Origin of the sequence: Aeoliella mucimassa (assembly GCF_007748035.1) — a bacterium.
In the GTDB taxonomy this organism is placed as follows: Bacteria; Planctomycetota; Planctomycetia; order Pirellulales; family Lacipirellulaceae; genus Aeoliella; species Aeoliella mucimassa.
The window spans coordinates 4243414-4267241 of the sequence record NZ_CP036278.1 but is presented as its reverse complement, the minus strand read 5'-3'; the positions used below and the strand labels follow the sequence as shown (position 1 = coordinate 4267241).

Genomic DNA, 23828 nt, shown 5'->3' with positions numbered 1-23828 from the left:
TTCTGGGGGCGACTCGGAAGAATAGTGTGGGCATTTGTTGATTCCGAATGTTCGCTGTTGTTTCTCCCAATATCGACCACTCGTCTCACATGGTGAGTGAAAGTTAATAAAAGGTTGGTAACATTGTTGTAACGATATTAATGCAATGTTACATTTCGTGTGTTGCTTTTCACCAAGTCCAGGAGAGTTGTTATGGCGGACACGATAGTCACATTCACATCCCGCTCACTTCAAGAGATTCTGGAGTCAGGCGGATCTCAGGAGTGGGTTCTGAATCGTAGGAATGCGAGAAATGCGACGTATCTCGTCTGCGCTCGGAATGCCAACGGCGACCACGCACCTGGTCCAGAGGAGCATAAGTCAGGTTTTTTGCTTGGCAAGATTTCGGGGCTCGGCCCCGGCGAGTGGACGCCAGAACGTTTCATTATTCAAATCAGCGAGTATGCAAATATCGACGTTGCCGATCTTTGGACTTTTGGCCGCAATCCAATTCACTACGCGAATCTTGAGGACCTCGGCATCAACCTGAATAAGATTGACTGGAAACCAGTGGGGTCAAAGCCAGCGGCGAAGAGACCTGCAGCACCGCTGCGAAAAGTGCCTGTAAGCATCTTCGATACAGCTAAAGAAATGATAGCCAAACAGCTCGGCATTGGAGTGGACGCTATCGAGATCACTATCCGAACCTAGTTGATGCTGAGGGGCGAGAGCATGGACTAGGGCGACCTAAATAGATTTCAGGGTGTACCGGACTACTTGGTAGCTTGCACCCATTGGCTATGTGCCAATTTAGCAAGAGTCGACAGCCCGATTGATCTCTACGATTTTTCGAATCCCTCATCGAGATCCACGCCCTCTGGGCGTGGTGAGAGTTCGCTGGCTTTGCCAGTTGAACAATAAGACGTTTACTCCTAACTCAGGTTGTCCCCACAACTTGGAGAGAGGAGTAAACCATGTCGCGATTTCGGAGGTTATCATCCGCCATCTGGCATTGCCAGTGCCACTTTGCTTGGGTGCCTAACTAAGAGTTTCCATTTCCCGGGGCGATGCCCCGGGCTGGCCTGTGGGTGCCCCTTCGGGGCGTGGGCGCGTTTGGCGAATGGTCTTTGTCGCTGGGGCCACATCCGATTCTGGCGCGAGCCATCGTAGCACGATTCTCCGAATCGTCGGAACTGGTGCGAGGCATCGCATGAGGTGCACTTCAGAATGCCAGGCCGCTGTGCCCCGCTAACCACTCGGCGGGTCATGCTGCTTTCTTCTGCGGCCCGTTTATTCTTTCCAGTTTTCGCTGGGAATTGGCCACATGTAGTGTTCTAATGGACAGGTGATGTTGTGGCTGTCGGCCATCAGCTTTCGGCTGTTGGCTTTTTAGTGATTGGAGGTTTGCGAGATGTGATGCTTGTCTGAATAGCAGATTACTAGCGACGCGCAGGCGAATGGTTGCCTGCGTGGGTGGTTGCTGCTGCGCGGTTGGCAAAGCGTTGGTGGGGCTGCGTCGCTGTCGCTCCTGGACCCACCCTACTACCTTCAAGAGGACATTCCGCAATCCGCAATCTGAAATCCCCAATCGTGTCCCCTCCCCAGAATAGTTTCCCACTCGATGCGTTTTGGGGAATGGGAATCTATTCGCAGCCTAAAACCACTGGTTTTGTAGAGTGCGTGCAGATTCAATTTTCCCATCGGTGGGAAAATTGGGAATCTATTCGTGAGCGGTGGGAATCTATTTCGCCCGGGGCGGGGAGATTCGCTCGCGTGAGGAGGTTTGTTAGTGCGTTTCGGGAAAGTGCCAAGCGGCCATCGAGCCTGGCCTGGCTCCCGCGATCGCTGGTTTAGGCAGCCATCGAGCGGGAGAAGTTGGGCGAGTTGCGGCGGAGCGCTACGCGGTACTTGTTTCGCATATCCACAAGGTTGAGCCATTGGAACATATTGACCACTCCCAGACCGATCGCGAACGCCCAGGCAATAGCGGCACCAGGGACTCCGGAAGTTTGGGTAGTTTCCTCGTCGCTGCTGTCGTTATTGTCGACTGTCGAGTTACCACCGTTGGGGGCCCAGTCGTATCCTCTGTCCGCTCCATCGGCATCCACCCGGTTTACGGTCGTGGTGCCAGCTGGTTCGATGGGGGGCAGCTTAAAATTGGAGTTCTCTGTCGAATTGCCGGCGTTCGGCGCGTTGGTGTTATCCGCCGCGGCATTCGCCTGGTTGTTGTTCGTGTTGGCCGTGTTGGTAAGTTGGGTATTCGCGGAGGTGTTCCCATTGCCGATCCCGTTCCCGTTGCCGGTGAGGTACGAACGATCCCCCAGCGGGGTCACCGCGTTCGAGGCGGTACGGTCGGGCACGTTTTGCATCGGGAAGTTGGTGGGCGTCAGGGTAGCACTGGAGGAGGCCTCCGCAGCCCGGCGGGCTTGTTCCGATTGCTGGAGCTGGTTGCGAAGTCGATTCAGCTCGTTTTGGTTTTCGATGAGTTGGTTGGTCAGGTATTGAGCCTGAGCCTGAGAGGTTGGTGCAGCGGTGTTTGCCGCTCCCATGTTGGCATTGGGATTCACCCCGTTAAGCAGCGAAGTTTCGCCTGGACGCAGGTTGCTCATGTCGACATTCGCCATGTTCGGGTTGGCCGTCGCATTGGTCGGCTGCTGGGTGTTGCCCTGCATCGCCCGATCGATGGAGTTCCGCATGGCGTCGGTCGTGCTGCGAAACTCTTGCTGCAAGCGGTTCGAGGTGTTCTCGAGCGGCGTGTTTTGGGGATTGTAGGTGCGAGTATCGGGAGGAGCAATCACGTCGCTCACGGTTGTGCGAACGTTGTCGACCACGCCCTGGCCGGCGGAGCCGACGTTGTTCAGGGTTCCCCGCACCGCGTTGGTCGTGTTGTTCAAGCCAGTTTCGGCTGCTTGAAAACCCGATTCCAGGCTGTTGCGGAGGTCCTGCGAGTAGTTGTTGGTCGTTGTGTTGGGATTCGTATTTATCGGAGGTATCGAGAAAGGAGCCGTTTCGGCAGTGTTGGTCGTTGTCGAGCGGGTAGTAGCACCGTTAAATCCATCGGCGTTGCGACCATACCCACCGGCAGGGCCGGTTTGTGCGAGCAGTCCGATACTGGCCGAATCGAGATCGGGCCGGAAGGTGGTGTGGAACGCAGCGCCAGGGCGGAGCTTCTTGGGAAGCTGCTCGGTGCCGACGACGACGCGAATTCGCCGAATTGGATTCACTTCGGCGGGGATATTCACTTCGATCGTGTCGGCATTGCCCCGCTGCATTTGCTCGACCATGGCTGGTTCGACTTGCACAATGTAGTCGTATCCAACCTCAGCGTCGGAGGATGGTTCGTACCCAAATGTGACGCTCAAAAGCGGAGCGAGCAGCATGAGAACAGGAGCTGTCATGATTCGCGTCTATCCCTAAGTAAATGACCAACGGCAGAAATCCAATGCCGGTAAAGCTACTATTGATGGATTCTAACCGAACCTGGCCGATGGTCCTATAGATGTTGTGCTAGCGTGTGGCACTTGCAGCTGGCCGAAGCAGGGCTACTCCGCTAGCCGGCAAGGTGGTTTCTCGCCATGATTTGCGATGCTACGAAGTTCGTTTTTACAAGATGAGAGTGATTCGTCGCGAATACACCATTTCCGGCGGCTAGAAACGGCAGCGGATGGTGCAGGACTTACGAAGGTGCAAACTCGATGAATATGGTTGGGCTCCTGATAGGCTTTGGGCTGCTGATAGCTGGTGCCGAATTATTGGTGCGGGGGGCGAGCCGACTGGCCGCACGAGCGGGCGTGTCGCCGCTGGTGGTTGGACTGACCGTCGTGGCCTTTGGCACCAGTGCTCCCGAGCTAGCAGTGAGCATCAAAGCGTCGTTGGCCGGGCAGGTGGATGTGGCCTTGGGAAACGTGATTGGTAGCAACACGTTCAACGTGCTGTTTATCCTCGGGCTTTCGGCCATGATCGTGCCGCTCACGGTGTCGTCGCAGCTGATTCGTCTCGACGTGCCGGTGATGATTGCTGCTTCGTTGCTGGTTGCCGCAGTTGCCTGGGGAGGAACCATCGGCCCGCTTGAAGGGGCGGTGCTGCTGGCCGCGATGCTGGGCTACACGTACTTACTGTTTCGCATCGCCAGGCGTGAGAACTCCGCGCAGCAGGCGACGGAAAATTCTGCTCCTGCGACGAACATGGTTTGGTCGCTTGTGCTGGTGGCCGTTGGTATGGCGATGCTAGTATTGGGAGCCAAGCTGCTGGTCGATAACGCGGTGGCGATCGCCACCCAACTGGGGGTGAGTCAGCTAGTGATCGGGTTGACGATTGTGGCCGTGGGGACCTCGCTGCCGGAGGTGGTGACTTCGATCGTCGCTTCCGTGCGCGGCGAGCGCGACATCGCAGTCGGCAACGTGGTCGGCAGCAACATCTTCAATTTGCTCGCTGTGCTGGGCGTCGCCGCTTGCGTGTCGCCTGCTGGGCTGCCGGTATCCGAGGCGGTGCAGCGGTTCGATTTGCCGGTGATGGTCGCGGTGTCGGTGGCCTGCCTGCCGATCTTCTTCACCGGCATGGTCATCGCTCGCTGGGAAGGAACGTTGCTGTTCGGCTATTACCTGGCCTACACCGCTTACCTGTTGCTGACCGCATCAGGCAGTTCGGCCCAGCACACGCTTCGGGACGCGATGGTTGGTTTTGTGATTCCCATCACGGCGGTCACCTTGGCCGTGCTCACCTTCAGCGCCTGGCGACAACGTCGAGCGTAGAGCTGGCTACTTGCGTGCTTCTTCCGGAATTTGATGCCAGAGCGCGTGTAGCGACAGGTTCACGTCGACCAAAAAGCAAATCAAACAACCTACGATCGAAGTGAGACAGAGTGCAAAGCAGGCGATAATAGCGTAGACGATCGGCAGTTTGAACAACGCACCGGCAAACAAGCTGATCACGATCACCGCAGTCAACAAGACACTCAGCACCCCCATGGCGATGCCCGCGCGAACGATCCACGCCCGCGACCAGAGGATGCGAAGCTGCTCGACGATGATCTGGCGCTCGTCGCCGGTGGTCGACTTCAGCAGTGGAGCGAGTTGACGAGAGCGATCGATCACCCGACCAAAGCGATTGGTCATGCTCAACAATATAAGGCCGACGCCTGAGATCAGAATCACAGGTCCAACAGCAAGGTTCAAAATGGGAATTAGTTCGTCGAGCGACATCGTCAAATACCTTGGCCTGGTAGGATGCATTTGCAGAGGGCAGGGGGGCGAGCTTCTGACCGACCGTAGCCAAGCAACGTGCGGTCGCTCCCCGTTTCCAAGCGGAATGTCTCGCTACTATAGGCGGCAATCGCCGAGTTTTGTAGGGCGCTGGTCGGCGGGATGCCGTCGACCGACTTTAGATGCTGCGGTTGTAGAGCTAGCCGCCGGAGGTTCTCGATTCCAGCCGTTTGACAATCAGTCCAAACGAATCCTCGGCGATTACTTGCACTTCGGTGTCGTCGCCGATCCACTCGCCCCGCGAGCGTGCTGGCACTGTCTTGCCCCCCAGGCTGATGTAGCCGGAGGGGTTCAGCGGGCCAAACGTGAAGGCAGTCATGCCGACCATCGGGCTCGGGCTCGAGGGGGAATTGGACTCGAGTGGCATCGTGGGCGAGTTCTTTCGCTTGCTGTCTCGGAGATCACCCGGATTGCATCCCCCACAGCAATCGACGCAGATCAAGCAGTCGATGTTCGAGGCATCGCCCCCCAAGGCATCACCGCCCGGGGCATCGCAACATCCCCCGTCGCATCCTCCATCGCATCCCGGGCCATCGCACCCGCCGCAGTCGCAAACACAGAATCCTCGGCGGTACGCGCGATAGGTGGTCAGCAAACCGCGCCGCTTCCGCTTCTTAATGGAGGGCGGGGCAAGCAGCGCTGCTTGGCGATGCGCTACCCGATCGAACACCGCGCGTACCACCCGTCCGGTGGCCGCCGCTGGGCCGAACGTCTGCGTGCAGCGCCAGCCTGCTTCCGCCAGGCAATGGAGCGAGTAGTCGAGCGCACGCTGCACATCGCGGGTGTTTGCCAGTGGATTAAAACTCCCTCGCTGGCGATCCCTGGCGTAGTCGACCGCGCAGTCGAACGAGAGGATCGCCGCACCGATCGAACTGCCAATCTGCTGAACGGCATCGCGTACCGTGGAGTCGGCCGCAAGTTGTTCGGCGAACAGTTGAAAGAAATAACCAAACGCGTTGGCTGTCGGAGCACAGTAATCTTCGATCGACAGCGGCTCGTCTGCTGTGCGTTCAAGTCGCAGGTGTTGCGCAATGAAGTCGGCAACCACGTGCTCGAACTGGGGGTCGAGGTGGGAGAAGTAGTCGCGACTCTCGGCAATCGGTCGTCGCAGTCGCCAACGCAGCAGGCGGGCAACGAGCGAGCGGTCGTCGCGGACATCGTCGTCCAGTTTCGTCGCCGCGAGGATGAGAGCAAACGCGTTGCCGAATCGCGCCCGCTCCACGTCGAATCCAGGCCAGCTGTCGAGTCGGTTGCGCAGTCGGCAGCAGGTCACCGCGGTATCGGGCGGAGAGTCACACGCCTGGGCGTCGATGGCAAGCAGGTACAGGAAGATCGCTTCGTAGCTGTGGAAGAAGAGCGAAGTAAGGCCAAAGTGCCGACGCTGCGCCTGGCAACAAGCGGCATACACCTGGCGGTAGGTGGTGTCGCTGCGGTTGCCACGCATGAAACCGAACATGTTGCTCTTTCTCCTGTGATGAACGGACCGCACGAGTATAGGCCGAACCGGCGAAGGGTGCTACTTCCAAGTCTTTTCAGGGGCAATAACCCACGGTGCTTCATCGCGGGGGTTCTGGTACGATAGCCTGATGGAACCGACGCAGCCGTTATCGCCGAAATCGAAGCCCCGAGTGGTGGTACGTTTTGCGCGTTGGGCAATTACGCTAAGCGTTGTGGGGCTCGTAGTGTGGTTCGCGGGGGGCACCGTTCGCGACGGCTGGCATCAGCTATCGCAGACCGATCTAAAGATCCAATGGCAATGGGTGGCGTTGTCGGCCCTGTTGTACCTGGTGGGACTCGCTCCCATGGCGTGCTACTGGTGGATTGCCCTGCGAACGCTTGGCGAAACACCAACGCCCAGCGATGTACTTCGTGGCTACTATCTAGGTCACCTTGGCAAGTACGTTCCAGGCAAAGCCCTGGTCGTGGTGTTGCGTACCGGCGCGTTGGTGCGAGCTGGTTGCAATATGCGACAAGTGGCCATCAGCGTGTTTCTCGAAACCCTAACCTTCATGGCCGGCGGCGGCATGCTTGCCGCGTTGCTGCTGGCCATCACTGGTCATGGGCCAACGCTCTACGTTTGGTTGTCGCTCGGCCTGGCAGTAATGGTTGGCATCCCGATTACTCCCCCGGTGGCTCGCTGGCTGGCTACCAAGGTCGTGAAGCAGCGAAGCAGCGACCAAAGTGAATCCACTGTTTCGTTGCAAGCAATTAACTGGCGTCTAACTTGCGCGGGACTTGTTTGCTCGGTGATTGCCTGGTCGATCATTGGCGTCAGTTTGTGGTCCGCCGCCCGGGCGGTCGACCCGACCCTCGGCTGGCCCTGGCAAGAGTTGCCATTGTGGATAGAAGCGGTTGCTTTACCGGTGGTCGCCGGCTTTTTGTCGCTGATTCCCGGTGGTTTGATGGTTCGCGACGGGCTGCAAGTCGAGCTGCTGAAGTCGGTTTTCGCCCCAGAGGTTGCCGAAGGGGTCGCCTTGGTAGTGGTCGCGCTCTGGCGACTGGTTTCGGTCGCGTCGGAAGGGGCCATTTGTGTTATACTGGAGGCTACCCGCCTGTATCGTACTCCCCGTGGTCCCTCTTAGCGATACGTCATGACTCCCATCACTGTTGTAGTACCGATTCTCAACGAGTCGGAAAGTGTCGAAGAACTCTATCGCCAGTTGCAGGCTTCGGCCGAGGCGAACGACTATCGCTTGCGCTTGGTGATGGTCGACGACGGTTCGACTGACGACACGTGGAAGAAAATCTGCGAACTCGGCAAACGCGATCCCAACGTGCTCGGCGTTCGATTCCGGCGTAACTTTGGTAAAGCTGCCGCCCTCACGGCTGGGTTCGACGAAGTGGAAGATCCCTACGTGGTGACGATCGATGGCGACTTGCAGGACGATCCAGCCGAGCTGCCGCTGTTGATGGCCAAACTACAGGAAGGCTACGACGTGGTTAGCGGTTGGAAAATCGACCGCAAGGACCCTTGGCACAAGACATTGCCTTCAAAAGTGTTCAACGGCATGGTTGGTTGGCTGACCGGCGTGAAGCTTCACGACCACAACTGTGGATTCAAGCTTTATCGCCGTGAAGTGGTCGGAGAGGTTCGGCTGTATGGCGAGCTGCATCGCTTCGTGCCGGTGCTGGCCGACGCCCGTGGCTTCAAGGTGGCCGAAGTCCCTGTGAATCACCGCCCGCGAAAGTTTGGCCATTCCAAGTACGGCGCCAAGCGAATCGTCAAAGGTTTTCTCGATTTGCTGACCGTGAAGTTCATCACCGGTTTCGGCCAACGCCCACAGCACCTGCTCGGTGGTTTTGGGCTGGTGTCGTTCCTCGTTGGATTTGGGCTACTTGGGTACCTGGCGGTGATGTGGTGCCTGACCCGCATCGAACTGCTCGGCTTGCCCGAGATGCACCTGCACGAACGCCCCGCACTGTATTACGCGCTGGCCTTCTTCTTGATTGGTGGTCAGTTCCTGACCGTCGGCCTGCTGAGTGAGATGGTCACCGGCTTCTTGATCCGCAAGTCCGATATGTTCTCCGTGGCCGAGTACACCGATCCGCGAGAGAACGAGGTGACCGTTCGGCACTAGTTTGGCTTTCTAGTTTCACCCAACGCAGTTTCGGCGCGGAGCGTCGGAACGAATCTCGATTCATGGATTCTCTGGTATGTCTGATTCTCCTGAAACTACTTCCGATTCGTCGGTCACGCTGCGTCGCATGGTCTATGCGATTCTCATCACGATTGCCGTGGGGCACATGGCCGGGCGCATCTTGGCGGTGAATTCCGACAACGTCGCCAAGTTAAGCCAATCACGCATCAACGAACGACTCCAAGAGTTTCGCGCAGCGCAGGAAGCCGAAGGAGTTGACGAAGCGACCCTGGAAGATCGAGTCGAACGCAAGCGGGAAGAGCTGGTGCAGAAAATCGGGCTCGAACGCCCGTTCTTGAGTGCCAATGATCGCAGCCGATGGTTGACCATCCGCTCGCTGGTGGAAGAAGGAACCTACGAAGTCGATAACTTCTTTCGTGAGCCAAGGTGGGACTCGATCGACATGGTCAGTCACGTTGGCCGCGACGGAGAGCAGCATTTTTATTCGAGCAAGCCGCCGTTGATGGCCACGATGCTGGCACCCAAGTACTGGCTCATCAAGCAGATCACCGGCTGGGACTTGGGAACGAACCCTTACGAAGTCGGGCGGTTGATGCTGCTATTGACCAACGTGCCGGCAATGGTGTTGATGTTCCTGGTAATTGCGGTGCTCGCCGAGCAGCTTGGCACTAGCGATTGGGGACGCATCTTCGTGGTTGCTGCTGCTTCGTTCGCTACGCTGCTAACCACGTTTGCCGCAACGCTGAATAATCACATCGTCGGGGCAACCGCGGCTGCAGTAGCGGTGTTCTTCTACGTGCAGATCGCCCGTTCCGAGACTCCACGTGGTTGGCACTTTCTGATGTGCGGGTTGGCCTCGGCGTTTATGGCCGCTAACGAACTTCCGGCGACCGCGCTCCTTGCGCTCTTCGGCTTACTGTTGCTCGTGCGCGACTGGAAGAAGACTCTGATCTGGGGCGTGCCCGGCGTGGCCGTGGTCGCAGCAGCCTTCTTTACCACCAACTACATCGCCCACAATAGCTTGCGGCCCCCCTACATGCACCGCAGCGAAACCGATCCGTCGGACAACTGGTACATGTATACCTACGAGAAGAACGGCCGCACGATCGAGAGCTACTGGCACGACCGACAAGGCATCGACGTCGGCGAAGAGAATGTCGGCACCTACGCGATCCATGTACTCGTGGGCCACCACGGGGTCTATTCGCTGACTCCCATCTGGATTCTAACGCTCGGTGGCATCGGCATCTGGCTTGTCCGCGGTATCAGGCTCGAACGCGAACTCGCCCTCGCCGCGTTGGCCATGACCATCACTTGCTTTGTGTTCTTTATTCTCATGCGGCCGCTGATGGATCGAAACTACGGGGGAATGACCTCCGGTTTTCGCTGGATGTTTTGGCTTGCACCGCTGTGGCTGGTGGTGCTGTTGCCAGTGGTCGACAAGATGAGTCGCAATCGCTGGGCGCGGGGCGTCGCTTTGGTATTGCTGGCGCTGTCAATGATTTCGGTAAGCTACCCCAACTGGAATCCTTGGGAGCAGCCTTGGATCTACAACGCCATGGAACACTACGGCTGGCTGAAGTAGCGTTATCGTTTGATCTGGGCTTCCATCAGCGCGCGACACTCCACGTTGGCAGCTTTCCAGTCGCCTGTTTTGGCCTTTGCGATCACCCCATTCAAGGCATCGGCATCGGTCGAAGTGAGATCTCCCTGCGCGGCCGCTTCGCGAATCCGAGCTTCTACTTCGGTCAGCTGCTGGTCTAGCTCCCGATTGGTAATCGAGTAGAGGGCTATCGAGTAGTCGTAAGCAACGGGGCTGATCTCAGGATGCCCACAGCCAGTGATCATGGATAGGGCAATAAGTAGTGCACGGAGTACGTATGATGAGCGGTGCATTAGAGGTTCCCGGGGATTTCGTGTTCGTTGATGCTGGAGTACTCCGCCCAAACGATTGGGTCGACATCTTCCGTCGTAAACGTTACCGATCCATCTCCCATGGCAATGTTGCCACCGTAACTGTGTTCGGCGTACATTTGCCCCACGTGCAAAGTCGGAAAGTTAATAGGGTGGATAATCGGTTGCCCTGTGATGTCCAACTCGCCACCTGACGGGCCGGCATGCACCAGCACCAGCGTTGCCGCGGCGTCGGGGCCATTCTCCGGCGAGGTGAATCTCGGATGAACCACCGCGCCCGGTACGACCCCCGCCCACGATTTATCGCTCAAGGCCGACGAGTGCTCGCCGAGGAAGATCGTGTGCGACAAGCCATCGGTCACTTCCCGTAGAGCGACTTTCGAATTGCGGTAGAAAGGGCCATCGGCCACGCGCGAGGCATTGCCATCGATGGTGATCGTCCTGGTGAGCCCCTTGTAGATGTCGGTAAACACGAGCCCCGTCGCTTGCGAACCACACTCGCCCCAGCACGATTCCTGCCCATGGCTGGCCACGTAGTCGCTCCGGCCAAGTCGCGGTGTGTGTCCGGCGATGGTGAGCGGTGCCCCCGCCTGATCGACCAGGTCAAACGCTTCGCGCGGCCCGGTGGAACTCGGGCATTGCAGCAACGCGATCCGCGTATCGACCAGCGAAGCGTGCTTGAGCTCCCAGACTGGTTTGTTGAAGTCGATGCGTTCGGCCAGGCTGCCTTGCTCGAGGTGTTCGAGCAGCAGCGCGGTCCAACCCCAACCTGGCGGGGCGTCCCAGGTGTTGGGATCGCGTGTCGCCGGAGGAGGGGAGGCGAGCGAGTTCGACTGGTAACCCGATGGCAAGCACCGCTGCGCCGACTCGTAGTGGTGCAGCGCCAGGGCGAGTTGCTTCAGGTTGTTCATGCAAGCATTGCGTCGCACCGCTTCGCGCGAGTTTTGCACGGCTGGCAATAGCAGCGAGATGAGCAGCCCCACAATGGCGATCACCACCAACAGCTCAACCAGCGTAAATCCTCGGCAATTGCCGAGTCGAATCGTGTTTGGCTGTGACACGGGGGACCTCTAGGTTTAGCTGTGGCTAAATGTTGAATTGCACGAATGTTAGCCGTGGTTAAACTTGTAGTCAAGCAAGTATCCGAAGTTTTCTCCCAAGGAGTGTTTTAGGCCCGCGGAGAAAGTGCCTTCCAACAGAGTGTTCAGCGACGATGGCTTCGAAGCGAAACAAATCGAACGAGTACCGACGCACACGCCATGACCATGCGACCGAAACGGCGGAGGACTACGTGGAAGCGATTGCTCAGATCGAAAGTGATCGAGGCGAGTGTCGTGGGGCGGATCTCGCGCGGTTATTTGCGGTGAGTCATGTCACGGTGACCAAGACCGTCGCCCGCTTGAAGGACGAAGGACTCGTTGATTCGCAGCCGTACGGTCCGATTTCACTCACCGCTCGCGGGCGGAAGCTGGCGCGCGAGTCGCAGGAACGCCACGAACTGGTGCTCGGCTTTCTGCTCGCCATTGGGGTCAGCGAGCAGGCTGCACGTGTCGATGCCGAAGGGATCGAGCATCATGTGAGTAGCGAAACACTCGACTGCTTCGCCGAGTGGATCGCTAAGATCGAAGCCAGCAAGTAGCTGCGATCACTCTTCAGTCTCTTCAGGTTCCGTAGCGACTGGTGCAGGGGTGGTTGCAGGCTTGGCGGCTGGGGACTCTTCGCGTTTGATCCAGAAGGCCAGCACATAGAACAGCGGCAGCACCAGCAAGATCAAAATGGTCGAACCAATCAGGCCCGAAGCCACCGTAGCGGCCATGCCTTTGTAGAACGGGTCCCACACCAACGGAGCCATGCCGAGCACCGTGGTGCCGGAAGCCATGGCCACTGGGCGCAGACGACTGACGCCTGCGTCGAGCACCGCCTGGTAGGGATGCAACCCGGCATGTTTGTTGACTTCGATCTCGTCGATCAGCACGATCGCGTTCTTGATCAACATGCCGGAGAGACCCAGGTAGCCGAGGATCGACATGAAGCCGAATGGCAGTCCGGTAATCAACAGCCCTGCGGTAACACCAATCGAGATCAGCGGCAAGCAAAGGAAGATCACAATTGGCTCGCGAACTTGATTGAACAGGCAGATCAAGATCACGAACATTCCCGCCAGGCAGATGGGGAACATCTTCGCGAGCGGTTCCTGCCCGTCGGCCGAAGCGTCAAGCTCGCCGCCCCACTCCAGCGTGTAACCAGCAGGCAGCTTAATGTTCTCGATCTCCGGCTGGAGGGTCCGCATGGTGACCGAGGCCAGTCCGCTCGAGGGATTGCACTGTGCGGTGATCTCGCGCTCGCGGTGGCGACGATGGATTAGCGCATCCTCCGAACCTGGGCGATCTTCGTTCCAATCCAATACGCTGTTCAGCGACACTGGTTGGCCGGTAATGGCACTCCAGACGTAAACCTCGCGAGCTTTTTGGTAGTTTGTGTGCTCCTCGGCCGGCGATCGCAACATGATCGGCAGCAAGTCGTTTTCTTCGCGATACACCCCCACGGTCTGCCCGCCGAAGTTGGCTCGCAGCGCCTGGGCGACATCGTTTCGAGTAATCCCGACGCTGCGGGCTTTTACTTCCGAGAACTCGGGTCGCAGCACCGTGGTGCGATTACGCCAGTTGTGTCGGGTCGGCGTGCAGTTTGCTTCTCGCATCTTTACCATTGCCTGATCGGCAAGATCACGCAGCACAATCGGATCGGGTCCACGGAAGCGAGCTTCGATGGCATAGTCGTAAGGAGGACCATCTTTCCAACGCTGCACCACGTATTCGGAATCGGGGAATGCGCGGGCGAGATAGGTCTTTAGTCGCTCCATCACGTCGGGCATCGATTCCAGGTCATCCGTGTACACCACCAAACTTCCGTAGCTGGAGTTCGGATCCTTCGGGCTATAGGTCAGGATGAAACGTAGCGCACCTTGACCAATAAACGTGGTCACCCGTTTCACGTGCTCTTCGCTATTCAGGTGCTCTTCGATGCTCCGCATCGTGGCCGACGTTTCCTCGATGTGCGTTCCTTCCGGGCGATAGAGGTCCACCGTGAAGAGCGGCTGACTCGATTCGGGGAAGAAGAAGTTCGGCACATAGGCGAAGCCGATGCCAGCGGCGACCACCGCTGCAGCCACGGCTGCCAGGGAGACGGGCCATAGTCGAATGATGCGGTCGAGCAGCGAGCGATAGATATGAAAGAAGGTGCTATCGTAGGGATCTTTATCGGCCTGGTCAGCAGCAGGAGCTTTCAGCATCCAGACGCAAAGCAGGGGAGTCACGGTAACCGCGGTGAGCCAGCTAATCATCAGCGAACTGCCGAGCACCCAGAACAGCGAACTACAAAACTCGCCGACGTTGCCAGGCGCCAGGCCAATCGCCGCAAAGGCGAGCGACGCAATGAACGTGGCTCCCAGCAGCGGCATTTGCGTTTGGGCGACCGTGTCGATGGCGGCCGTCTTGTGATCGATGCCGCGTTGGAGTTTGATGAGTACCCCTTCGACTACCACAATCGCATTGTCCACGAGCATGCCGAGCGCGAGAATAAGGGCACCGAGCGAAATCTTCTGCAGAGTAATCTCAGCGAGCCACATATAGATGAAGTCGCCCAAAATAGTCATTACCAGCACGAAACCGATCAACAGGCCGCTCCGCCAGCCCATAAAAATCAGCAATAGCACAATCACAATCAGCACCGACTCGATCAGGTTGATCATGAACCCATTGATGGCCACGTTTACCGTGGCTCCCTGGTCGTAGATCGTTTCGACCTCGAGCCCAGGCGGGCGCATCGGTTCGAGTTCCGCCAGCCGGGCCTTTACCGCGTCGCCCATCGTCACCGCGTTGCCACCTGCGACGGTTGAAACCCCCAGGCCGATGGCCGGCTTGCCATTGAATCGCATCAGCGACCGGGCGGGATCGAGGTAGTCGCGGCGGATCGTCGCAATGTCGCGCAACCGAATCGATCCGCCGACTCCCGGCGCGGCGATCAATAGCTCGCCGATGCGCTCCTCGGAGTTGAACGAGCCAGTAGGTTCGATGCGAATATAGTCTTCGCCCATTCGCACGTGCCCTGAGGGCTGCACGACGTCTTGCGATTGCAGGAGCTGCAAGATCGCCTGCGGCGAGATGCCCAACTCGGCCATGCGAGCTTGAGGAATCTCGATATAGATCACTTCGGGTTGCAAACCCCAGAACGAGATTTTGGCCACGTCCTGGCAGAGCACCAGGTTCTTCTTGAGTTCCTCGGCGTACTCCTTCAGCTCCTTGTACGAGTAGTCTTCGCCCGAGAGCGAAAAGAATAGCCCGTACACGTCGCTAAAGTCGTCGTTTACGATCGAAGGGCCTGCACCTGGGGGAAGCGAGCCTTGGATGTCGTTCACTTTGCGGCGCAGCTTGTCCCAGATTTGCTGCAGGTCGGCATCGCCGCGGTACTTGTCTTTCATTTCCGCGTGGATGATCGACAAACCATCTTGCGAAGTCGAGCGGACCTCTTTCAGCTCGCCGAGCGACTGGATGTTCTCTTCCAGCACGTCGGTCACTTGCTGCTCTACCTCTTCGGCCGACGCACCAGGGTAGGGGGTGGTGACCACCACTTCTTTGATGACGAAGTCGGGAAACTCAAGCCGCCCCAGTCGCGTGTAGGCATACATGCCTACGCCGATGGTGATGAGGCTCAAGATGATCGTCGTGGTGCGCTGCTCTAGGGCAAACTTTGCGGGATTCATACTTCGGTCGGTGCAGCAAGCAGGGGAGTGTGTAGAGGTAAGATCGCAAAGCCAAATGCGCGTTTATCGGTGAGTTAGTTCGTCGCTGGCGAGGTGCTTTGGGTGCTCGTTACGCTGGCCCGGTCAACCACCTTCATGCCTTCGTGCAGGAAAGCCGCGCCGCTGGTCACTACTTGTTCGCCGGCGGTCAGTCCTTCGCGCACGACGTACTGGTTGTCGTCGGTCAGCGGACCGAGTTTCACTGGGTGCTTGTGAGCAGCCCCCTGCTGGACCACCCAAACGTAGTGGTCGCCGGCTGCGTTGCTTTGCACTGCTGGCACCGGTACCAAAGGAAGCGCGGTCGAATCGCTTGCGTCGGTCGCCGAAACGAGGGTGATGTCGGCCACCATGCCAGGGAATACGTTGATGCCTTCGGGCTTCGGCATGACGAACGTCACGCGATAGGTTCGTGTGGTGGGATCTGCGTCGGTATTGATCTCTTTGAAATCGGCAACAAACGTGCGATTCGGCAGCGAGACTAAACGCACGATTGCGTCGAATGCTTCGTCGAGCTGGCGGTGCAAGATCTCGCGTTCCGGCAGCGATACATCGACCTCAAGCAAGTTGATGTTGTGCATGCCGAGCACGGTTTGCCCGGGGGCCACTTGCTCGTAGTTCTCCACCGCCTGCACGGTGACCATGCCGTCGAAGGGGGCTCGCAACGAGGAGTCGGCCAATTGATCGCGGGCGACCTTCAGTTGTGTTTCGAGCGCTCGGATGTCGGCCTGCATGGCGTCGACATCTTCTTCGCGGGAGCCAACTTTGCCTTTCTGAAGTTCTTCGGTTGCTGCGCGGAGATCCGCCTCGGCAGCCGATAGCTCTGCCTTCGAAGCGTCGTACTCAGCCATCGCTACTGCGTTGGACTTGAGCAAGCGTTCGTTGCGTTCGTACTCGGCCTGGGCAAACTGCCGCCGGGCATTTGCAGCAGCCAGGCGGGCTTCGAGCGAGCGGACATCTTCCTGCCGGGCCCCTTTTTGCATAGCCGCCAGCTTGGCCTTGGCCGACTCGAGCGTTGCGCTAGCAGCAGCTACTGCGTTCTCGTAGTCGCGAGGGTCGATGCGCATCAGCACGTCTCCCTTCTTCACTTCGCTACCTGGAGCAATGTCGACCGCGACCAGCGGACCACCCACGCGAAAGGCCAGATTCGCGGTCTTGTTCGCGCGAATTGTTCCAGGGTATGTCGTTTGACTTTCGACCCGCTGGCTGGTGACCGTAACGATCTCCACCACCTGCGCAGCTGCCGGCTTCTCTGTATCGGCGCTCACGGTTGCCGGAGGACTGGCGGTGCCTTTGGAATTGATCAGCCATAGACCGACGCCGACCACTACAATCAGCAGGGTGCTACCAGCCAGGTACTGCCAAGGTCGCCAGTGCGCAAGACGCTTTAACGAGGTCGAACGGGTTGTACTTTGATTACGATCAGCCATTAGGTGACTTTCTCAGGGGAGACGGCAAATCCGATAGCACAGAACTGCGATAGTTGCTGAGCAATGTGATCCACTTCCAGTGGTTCCTCTGCGTCCAAGTAGTCGTCGCTAATGGCTCGCAGCATTCCGTACACCATCGTGGCGTGGAAATTCGTATCACAAGGACGGAAAACCCCATCGTCGATGCCTTGCTGAATCAACAGGGCGAACGTGGCAGGTCCTTGCGAACAACTCGGCGTAATGTATTTCTGCAATGCTTGTTGCGAGAGCAGAAAGCTAAACAGCTTGCGGCGTTCGCCCAGGTAGTTCAGCAGGGTTACAAACACCCCGTGCAGCTTTTCTAAAACAGGGGCATTGGAGTCGACGATGCCCATGATTTGCTCGTGGAGCGGGTCGATCGTCTTCTCGAAAACAAACTCCAGCAGGTGGTCTTTGTCTTTGAAGTAGTTGTAAAGACTACCTTTCGAAATCCCCGCCTGCTGGGCGACTCGGCTCATCGTCGCCCGATCGAGTCCGTCGTGCGTGAGCACTTCGACCGCGGCTTCGTAAATTCCTTGTTTTGTCGCGTCTTTTTGACGCTCAGAGATCGTCGGCATCGCGCAAAAATTAAGAATTTTGGGGAAGTGGAATGGAAAAATGAATCTAAAGTCATCATATTGACCGATCGGTCATTTTGTCAACGTTGCTTGAATCACTCTACGGCAATCCACGGTTCGATTGGGGCAATCCGCGAACCTCGAGCGTGAGTTTGGGTGGAATAGCCAAACCAAAACGGGAGCATCGGGTAGGCAAGGGTTTCGGCTGAAAACTGCCGACACCAGTTAGGAGGGTGGTAACGCATATCCGGGGGGAGATCCTCCCGACCGGCGCGAAACCCCACGCGGCCAAGGATGGCAGCGTCCGCGAGTAGAACACTCCCAGAGGAGGGAGACACATGGAAGTGAAGCAGTTCTTGCCCTTCGGTCGGCGAATCCCCCTGGCGGTGGTTTCGGTGGTGATGTTGTGCACCGCGAGCGGTTGCCTGACGGGGCCCAAGCAGTGGATCCAGCAGCGATTCAAAGTGGGGCCCGAATACTGTCGACCTGCGACTCCGGTTGCGTCGGACTGGATCGACGCCGACGACCCCAGTGTAGTGTCGGCCTGCGCCGACTACAGCAACTGGTGGCGCGTATTCGACGACCCGACGCTCAACGCCCTGGAAGAGGAAGCCGCCTCGCAAAACCTGCAGCTTCGCCAAGCCGCCATGCGAGTGGTCGAAGCCCGCGCACTGCTCAACACCGCCCGTGGCACGTTGTTCCCACAGTCGCAGCAAGCAACAGGTAGCTTCGCACATATCAAGAACAGCGAGACCAACGCCAATCAGTTTCCCGCGGTTGAGTACGACCAATGGGGAGCCGGATTCAACGCGTCTTGGGAACTCGACATGTGGGGCCGCTTCCGCCGACTGGTCGAAGCAGCCGAAGCCAACTACGAGTCGTCGATCTACAGCTACGACGACGTGCTCGTCATCCTGCAGGGCGAGCTTGCCTCGGCCTACATCCAGATGCGCACGCTGGAAGAGCGACTCGATATCGTTCAGGAGAATGTCGTACTGCAGCAACAAACTTTGGAACTCGCTCAAAAACGCTTTGAAAACGGACGGGTTAGTGAGTTGGATGTCGCCCAAGCGGCGACTAGTTTGAACGCTACCAAGGCGGCCATTCCGCCGTTGGAAGAGTCGATTCGTAAAACGCAAAACGCGATCTGTGTCCTCCTGGGCTCCGCACCAGAAGATCTGGCGGGCTATCTGGAGCAAACCGGCATCCCAACCCCGCCCGAGCAGGTGGTCGTCGGCATCCCGGCCGAGCTGCTCCGCCGTCGCCCCGACGTGCGTCAGGCGGAACAACAAGTCGCTCTGCAAAGTGCGCTGGTTGGATTCACCGAGGCGAATCTCTATCCGCACTTTGCTCTTACCGGTTCGATCGGCGTCGAGGCTGCAAAGATTTCCGACTTGTTCCGTTCCGAGTCACTCGTTGGTTCCGTGGGACCAGGATTTCAGTGGGACATCCTCAACTACGGCCGGCTCATCAACGGCTACCGCGCCCAGCAGGCACGCTTGCAGGAGGCCGTGCTCGGCTACCAACAAGCGGTGCTCAACGCCGACCGGTCGGTCGAGGATGCCATTATTTCGTACCTCAAAGAAAAAGAGCGGGTGGAGTTGCTGCGGGAGTCGGTAGTCAACGCGGAACGCTCAGTGGACATCGCCACGTTGCAGTACCGCGAGGGGAAGGCCGATTTTCAACGGGTGATCGATACTCAGCGGGTATTGGTCACACGACAGGAGGAGCTTGCCGCCAGTCGTGGTCGGGTGAACGTGAATCTCGTCTCGGTCTACAAGGAGCTCGGCGGTGGGTGGCAAACCCGATGCCAGAACTCCGGGGCCGGCGCGACCCTGGCGGTCGATCCGACCTCGACCACCATTCCGGCGCTCTCGCCGACCATGTCGACCGAACCGGCGAGCGACTCCTCCGAGCCGACGCCGGCCACCGACGAGGTCGACGCGGCTGTCACGACCGAAATTGCCTTGCCAGTCGACCTGCTGCTAACGTTGGAATAGCAAAAAACCGAGAAATATAGGTAACCGGCGAACCCGCACCCTGCGGGGCCCGTCTTGCCAAAACAAGCATCGACCTGTACAACTGGGGATCTGAAAATCATCAAAACCTCGCCGGCAACGCCAGCGAGAATCCGGCACCGGCCATCTCGGCCGCTGTCTCTAAAACAAGTTCGGGCCGTGGCGCAGTCTGGTAGCGCGTTTGACTGGGGGTCAAAAGGTCGCAGGTTCGAATCCTGTCGGCCCGACTGCTTTAAGTTCTGTTCTCCAGAGGACTTATTGCGTTTCTTGTGCGAGGGGGCTTCGGGTTCACTGGAACCCTCAACTCGCCCCTCGCATGATCCGGCGACACCTTGCTCAGCGTTGTCCGCGATCGGTTTGCGTTCTCTCCTCCCTCTGCATCCATCACCAGCAGTGCGTCGCCACCTTTGCAGCCGACGCTTGGTTCGTCGACTGACGAATACATTCCCACCGCCGAGCAAATAGATTCCCAATTTACCCACCGATGGGAAAATTGAATCACCGCGTACTCTGTAAAACCAGTGGTTTTCGCGCTCGAATAGATTCCCATTTCCCAAAACGCATCGAGTGGGAATCTATTTTCCCGCTGGGCACTTATCGCAAGTCGTTGGTGGGTAATGAGTTGCATCAACACCTCCGCGATAGTTGCCCAAAATAGATTCCCATGGGTGGGAAAGTATTTTGAGTTGGGAGTTGGGGGATTTCGGATTGGGGATTTCGGAATGCGGAATGTCATCTTGAGGAAGCTTCCAGCGACTGAAAGATCTAGCCTACTGCTTACAGCCTAAAGCTTTGGCATCCGCGCAGCAGCCAGCGCCCACGCAAGCAACCATTCGCCTGCGCGTCGCTAGAAGTCGGACACTAAGACAAACATCACATCTCCAAAACCTCCAAACACTAACAAACCAACAGCTGAAAGCCGACAGCCTCGACCAACTGTCCATTAGAACACCATGAGTGGCCAATTCCAAGCGAAAACTACAAAGAACAAAAAGGCGACAGCCGAATGTAGCACCACTCTCCGAGTGGTTGGCCGATCGCAGTAGTTCGCCTGACTAGGTCATCCGCTTAATAGGCCGGCATCAAGTTCCAGCGAATCGGATATCCGTGCGACAGTGGCTCGCGACAGTATCGGATGCCTTTCGCTCGTTCAAGTAACACCTAGAGGGAAACCGCGTTCTGCAACATTAAGCGTCTGAAAACCGATTGCTTCGATACGATCCAACGTCATTCTGCTACTTGTTTGGCGGATGTAGCCGCAGGAGAGCAAGTAGCGAATCCAGTGTCGCCTGAGAATAGCCTTTAGTGTGCCATGTATCTGAGGGTAATCCCCCTTGGTATTCGATAGAGGGATATAACAGGCGTGTTTCAAAATGCGCAAGAACCAGCGTCACGGCCTCATCGTCGGTGAGAATGCCCTTCGCAAGGACCTCTCGAATGGAGCGATCACGAATAAAGTCGTTGAGAAACTGGTAGACCTGACCGGAAGGGAGTCTCACCTGATGGGAGTCCCACGCTTCGGTCGTCAAATCGCGAATAGCACTAATCAGGAGATCCTCATGCACTAGGCGTCCCCGGTGAAGGTGTGAGATGGTCATTAAAGGTTAATCCTGTTGCCCGGGCTCGTCGAATGTCAGGCTCTCGAGTGAACCGGCGAGTGGGTGACAAGGCCCTCCATCATACAGTTTGTCGTGAATCTCTGTCACACCCTTCCGCACGGGCGAAGCCCGTGGCACCCCGGCGGTATAATCGCAGCCACTGCGCCTTGGGCAACTTGCTTTGCTTCGGCGTGTCACGCCGAGGTGGGGGAGAGACGCGGCTCGTTAGCTCTGCTAAACTAAGAACGGTGACGCTTCGGTGTGAGACTCCTTTCTTTCCATCCATATTCAATCGGACTCGTCAAATGGCTACAAAGATCGAAGGTCAGCCTGAAACGAAGAGAAGACGGTGGCCTGCCATCTCACTAAGAACCGCATTTCTGCTGCTAACTATACTATGTATCTGGCTAGGCGTGGTGGTGTCGGCGGCTCGTCGACAAGAGCGTATCGTTCGGAGAGTGGAGGAACTTGGTGGTCGAGTCGAGTATGACTATGAATGGGATTCTGATGTGAGGGGACAGCTCGACTGGCAAGGCACTGGAGGCGTAGGTCCTGCCCCTGAACCCGCAGGTCCTCGTTGGCTGCGAAATCTGGTTGGCAAGCACTACTTCTGTAATGTGGTCTACGTCTACCTTCGTGACGCGCCCGAGGTTGATGATGAACTTGTGGCGGATATTGGGCATCTTAGTGAATTGCACCGCCTCGGACTAAACAACTGTCCCAAAGTCACCGATGCTGGGATTGAACAGTTGCCGGTGTCTTTGCCACTAATAGCTCTCGACGTGGAGGGGACGGCAATCTCGGATGCGGGGGTGGCACATGCGAGCCGTTTCAAGAAACTGGAGCAACTCTATATTCGCCGAACGAATGCAACTGCCAAATGTTCACGGTTCATACAGGACATAGAGCATTTGGACCGTATAGGCATCGAAGAGGATGTTATGCCTGATGTAGAGGTCGAAGAACTGCGAAAGTCGATTCCGTCACTGCGTGTTGTTCGCTAGAAGGTCAATCAACAGGGCGTGCTCTGAATTTACAGAGTTCGAGATTGCTGTCCGACTTGTTTCATTGACGCAAACCTACCTCGGCCACATCGTCCGACGCAGAATAAGCCACGGTCGCTTCTAAACCTCGTATCGTCCTCTGGCCGAGGTTCTTTTGCTCAACCAGATACCCATCATACAGGCTGTTGTGAATCGCTGTCACACCCTTTCGCACGGGCGGAGCCCGTGGCACCCCGGCGGTATAATCGCAGCCACAACGTCTTGGGCAACTTGCTCTGCTTCGGCGTGTCGCGCTTGTGCACTCTGGAGGATGTGTACCGAAGCCGTTTCCAGCACTTCTCACTGTTGTCCAGGCCGATGAAGCCGGGCCTGCGTGCGAGTCGTGCAAATGCAGAGAACCAGTACTATCGTCATACCAAGGGTACTGGGTTCTGGTATGCGTAGATCGACCACAAAGGCTTCCAATCGTCCATCGGGATTAATACCGCCTCCCACGATGACTTTGCCGTCGTCGGAAATGCCATAAGCTCTCGACAGACTCCAGCCGGCGATGTCGATTTGGTGGCACTCTTGCAAGAATGTGTCTAAGTTCTCAGTACCGCGTTCTAGCGTCCAAATAAATGACGGAAAACGTGCTCTCGGGTCTGTGTTGTAGGCATTGGTTGTACCCAGAATAACCGAACCATCAGCAGATAAATCATATGGGATGGTACCGAACTCGCTCCCTGGTAGCGATGGAATTGCCTGGTAGCCATTGGATTCGTCCCACCGCCATCCTTGTCCATCGACGTAACCGATAATAACCTCGCCATCCGACGAGATCCCGTTAACATAGGTACTAGTATTTGAACCAGGGAAAAGCCCTAAGTTCTCGACATGATTCGGTTCTGTGAAGCGATAAGGGTAACGCAAACCATCCAGGTCACGAGACCCGACAATCACCGAGCCATCAGCCGATACTCCTCCCACTCCGCTTGACCCTGGCAAATCTGATATACCAGGTATTTCGCTGATACCGTCTACTTCGGTCCATTTGAATGCACGATTGTCTGACGAGCCAACGATTACCCGCCCATCATTGGAAATGGATCCAGGATAGCTGAAAAGCATACCATCCCTTGGAAAGTACCCAATTAATTCCATTTGGGTTTTGTCAGTCCATCTAAATGCGTCGATTCCCGCGTAATCCCCTGCCGTCCCTCGTCCTATTACCACGCTTCCATCGCCTGAAACTGCGGAGGCGTTTGACCAAGTATCTCCTCCCGGTAAGTCGCCAAGACCTTGCATTCCGTTTGATCGCGTCCAACGAAAAGCCTCTGTGCCAGCACTGCCGTTGTGCGATTGCCCGACAACTACATTACCATCCGCAGATACGTTGGTCGCTAAACTCGAATAGTAACCACCGGGAAGGTAGCCGAGCGGTATGAATTCCGCTCCCTGAACTAGTTCGCCGAGTGCGAATAGAAATACTAAGCCAACGCAGTATGGAGTAAGCGTGGCCACTGTCTTTAGATTCGATCGCATAAGCTAAGTATAACTTCCTCTGGCCTGATATACTAATCTACACAATTACCTTCCCCCTTGTCTATCTAGGGGTATCAATTGCCCCAGCGTGGAACGCTTCATTGATTTTC

General features: G+C 57.2%; 18 protein-coding genes and 1 tRNA gene. 9 read left to right on the top strand and 10 right to left on the bottom strand.

What is annotated here, in order from left to right:
• Window positions 1–192 precede the first annotated feature (192 nt).
• A complete protein-coding gene (locus Pan181_RS16630) occupies window positions 193–690 on the top strand; it encodes a hypothetical protein (RefSeq protein ID WP_145248315.1) in 498 nt (165 codons plus the stop codon).
• A 1139-nt stretch (window positions 691–1829) separates the two neighbouring features.
• Here the strand turns inward: Pan181_RS16630 and Pan181_RS16625 are convergent.
• Window positions 1830–3377 carry a hypothetical protein gene (locus tag Pan181_RS16625; protein WP_145248313.1) on the bottom strand — a complete coding sequence of 516 codons (1548 nt, stop codon included), beginning with the start codon at window positions 3375–3377 and terminating at the stop codon, window positions 1830–1832.
• Window positions 3378–3674: 297 nt separating this feature from the next.
• On the opposite strand from Pan181_RS16625, the gene Pan181_RS16620 reads away from it, so the two are divergent.
• On the top strand, window positions 3675–4730 hold the full coding sequence (locus Pan181_RS16620) for a calcium/sodium antiporter (RefSeq protein WP_145248311.1): 1056 nt from the start codon (window positions 3675–3677) through the stop codon (window positions 4728–4730).
• 6 nt (window positions 4731–4736) lie between these two features.
• Here Pan181_RS16620 and Pan181_RS16615 read toward each other — a convergent pair whose 3' ends face one another.
• Window positions 4737–5180: a DUF2721 domain-containing protein gene (locus Pan181_RS16615; RefSeq protein WP_197528429.1), complete on the bottom strand. Its 444-nt coding sequence runs from the start codon at window positions 5178–5180 to the stop codon at window positions 4737–4739.
• A gap of 199 nt (window positions 5181–5379) precedes the next feature.
• The gene (locus Pan181_RS16610) at window positions 5380–6696 is read right to left on the bottom strand and encodes a DUF5685 family protein (protein ID WP_145248307.1); all 1317 of its coding nucleotides are present in this window, start codon (window positions 6694–6696) and stop codon (window positions 5380–5382) included.
• Window positions 6697–6871: 175 nt separating this feature from the next.
• On the opposite strand from Pan181_RS16610, the gene Pan181_RS16605 reads away from it, so the two are divergent.
• The 3 genes from Pan181_RS16605 (at window position 6872) to Pan181_RS16595 (ending at window position 10424) form a co-directional block, all read left to right on the top strand.
• Window positions 6872–7822 (top strand): lysylphosphatidylglycerol synthase transmembrane domain-containing protein, encoded by a 951-nt coding sequence (locus Pan181_RS16605; protein WP_231943619.1) that lies wholly within the window; start codon window positions 6872–6874, stop codon window positions 7820–7822.
• Window positions 7823–7831: 9 nt separating this feature from the next.
• Entirely contained in the window at window positions 7832–8818 is a 987-nt protein-coding gene (locus Pan181_RS16600; protein WP_145248303.1) for a glycosyltransferase family 2 protein, read from the top strand.
• Window positions 8819–8894: 76 nt separating this feature from the next.
• Window positions 8895–10424, top strand: coding sequence for a DUF2029 domain-containing protein (locus Pan181_RS16595; protein WP_145248301.1), 1530 nt, complete (start codon window positions 8895–8897; stop codon window positions 10422–10424).
• A gap of 2 nt (window positions 10425–10426) precedes the next feature.
• Here Pan181_RS16595 and Pan181_RS16590 read toward each other — a convergent pair whose 3' ends face one another.
• Together Pan181_RS16590 and Pan181_RS16585 are read right to left on the bottom strand one after the other, a co-directional pair.
• Window positions 10427–10687 (bottom strand): hypothetical protein, encoded by a 261-nt coding sequence (locus Pan181_RS16590; RefSeq protein ID WP_197528427.1) that lies wholly within the window; start codon window positions 10685–10687, stop codon window positions 10427–10429.
• Between the two features lie 47 nt (window positions 10688–10734).
• Window positions 10735–11814, bottom strand: coding sequence for a DUF1559 domain-containing protein (locus Pan181_RS16585; RefSeq protein ID WP_145248297.1), 1080 nt, complete (start codon window positions 11812–11814; stop codon window positions 10735–10737).
• Between the two features lie 152 nt (window positions 11815–11966).
• Here Pan181_RS16585 and mntR point away from each other — a divergent pair, with 152 nt between their 5' ends.
• On the top strand, window positions 11967–12392 hold the full coding sequence (mntR, locus tag Pan181_RS16580) for a manganese-binding transcriptional regulator MntR (RefSeq protein WP_145248295.1): 426 nt from the start codon (window positions 11967–11969) through the stop codon (window positions 12390–12392).
• A 6-nt stretch (window positions 12393–12398) separates the two neighbouring features.
• On the opposite strand, the gene Pan181_RS16575 is transcribed toward mntR, so the two are convergent.
• The 3 genes from Pan181_RS16575 to Pan181_RS16565 all read right to left on the bottom strand — a co-directional run bounded on the left by Pan181_RS16575 (window position 12399) and on the right by Pan181_RS16565 (window position 17574).
• A complete protein-coding gene (locus Pan181_RS16575) occupies window positions 12399–15512 on the bottom strand; it encodes an efflux RND transporter permease subunit (RefSeq protein ID WP_145248293.1) in 3114 nt (1037 codons plus the stop codon).
• Between the two features lie 74 nt (window positions 15513–15586).
• On the bottom strand, window positions 15587–16978 hold the full coding sequence (locus Pan181_RS16570; protein ID WP_145248291.1) for an efflux RND transporter periplasmic adaptor subunit: 1392 nt from the start codon (window positions 16976–16978) through the stop codon (window positions 15587–15589).
• Complete coding sequence (locus Pan181_RS16565; protein ID WP_145248289.1) at window positions 16978–17574, bottom strand: TetR/AcrR family transcriptional regulator; 597 nt, start codon at window positions 17572–17574, stop codon at window positions 16978–16980. The genes Pan181_RS16570 and Pan181_RS16565 overlap by 1 nt, the downstream gene beginning before the upstream one ends.
• Before the next feature lie 338 nt (window positions 17575–17912).
• On the opposite strand from Pan181_RS16565, the gene Pan181_RS16560 reads away from it, so the two are divergent.
• Entirely contained in the window at window positions 17913–19574 is a 1662-nt protein-coding gene (locus tag Pan181_RS16560) for an efflux transporter outer membrane subunit (RefSeq protein WP_145248287.1), read from the top strand.
• A 171-nt stretch (window positions 19575–19745) separates the two neighbouring features.
• Window positions 19746–19819, top strand: a tRNA-Pro gene (locus Pan181_RS16555).
• Window positions 19820–20827: 1008 nt separating this feature from the next.
• On the opposite strand, the gene Pan181_RS16550 is transcribed toward Pan181_RS16555, so the two are convergent.
• Window positions 20828–21190, bottom strand: coding sequence for a hypothetical protein (locus Pan181_RS16550; protein WP_145248285.1), 363 nt, complete (start codon window positions 21188–21190; stop codon window positions 20828–20830).
• Window positions 21191–21495: 305 nt separating this feature from the next.
• Between Pan181_RS16550 and Pan181_RS16545 the strand changes: the two genes are divergently transcribed.
• A complete protein-coding gene (locus Pan181_RS16545; protein WP_145248283.1) occupies window positions 21496–22194 on the top strand; it encodes a leucine-rich repeat domain-containing protein in 699 nt (232 codons plus the stop codon).
• A gap of 339 nt (window positions 22195–22533) precedes the next feature.
• Here Pan181_RS16545 and Pan181_RS16540 read toward each other — a convergent pair whose 3' ends face one another.
• Window positions 22534–23697 (bottom strand): hypothetical protein, encoded by a 1164-nt coding sequence (locus Pan181_RS16540; protein ID WP_197528426.1) that lies wholly within the window; start codon window positions 23695–23697, stop codon window positions 22534–22536.
• Between the last annotated feature and the right edge of the window lie 131 nt (window positions 23698–23828).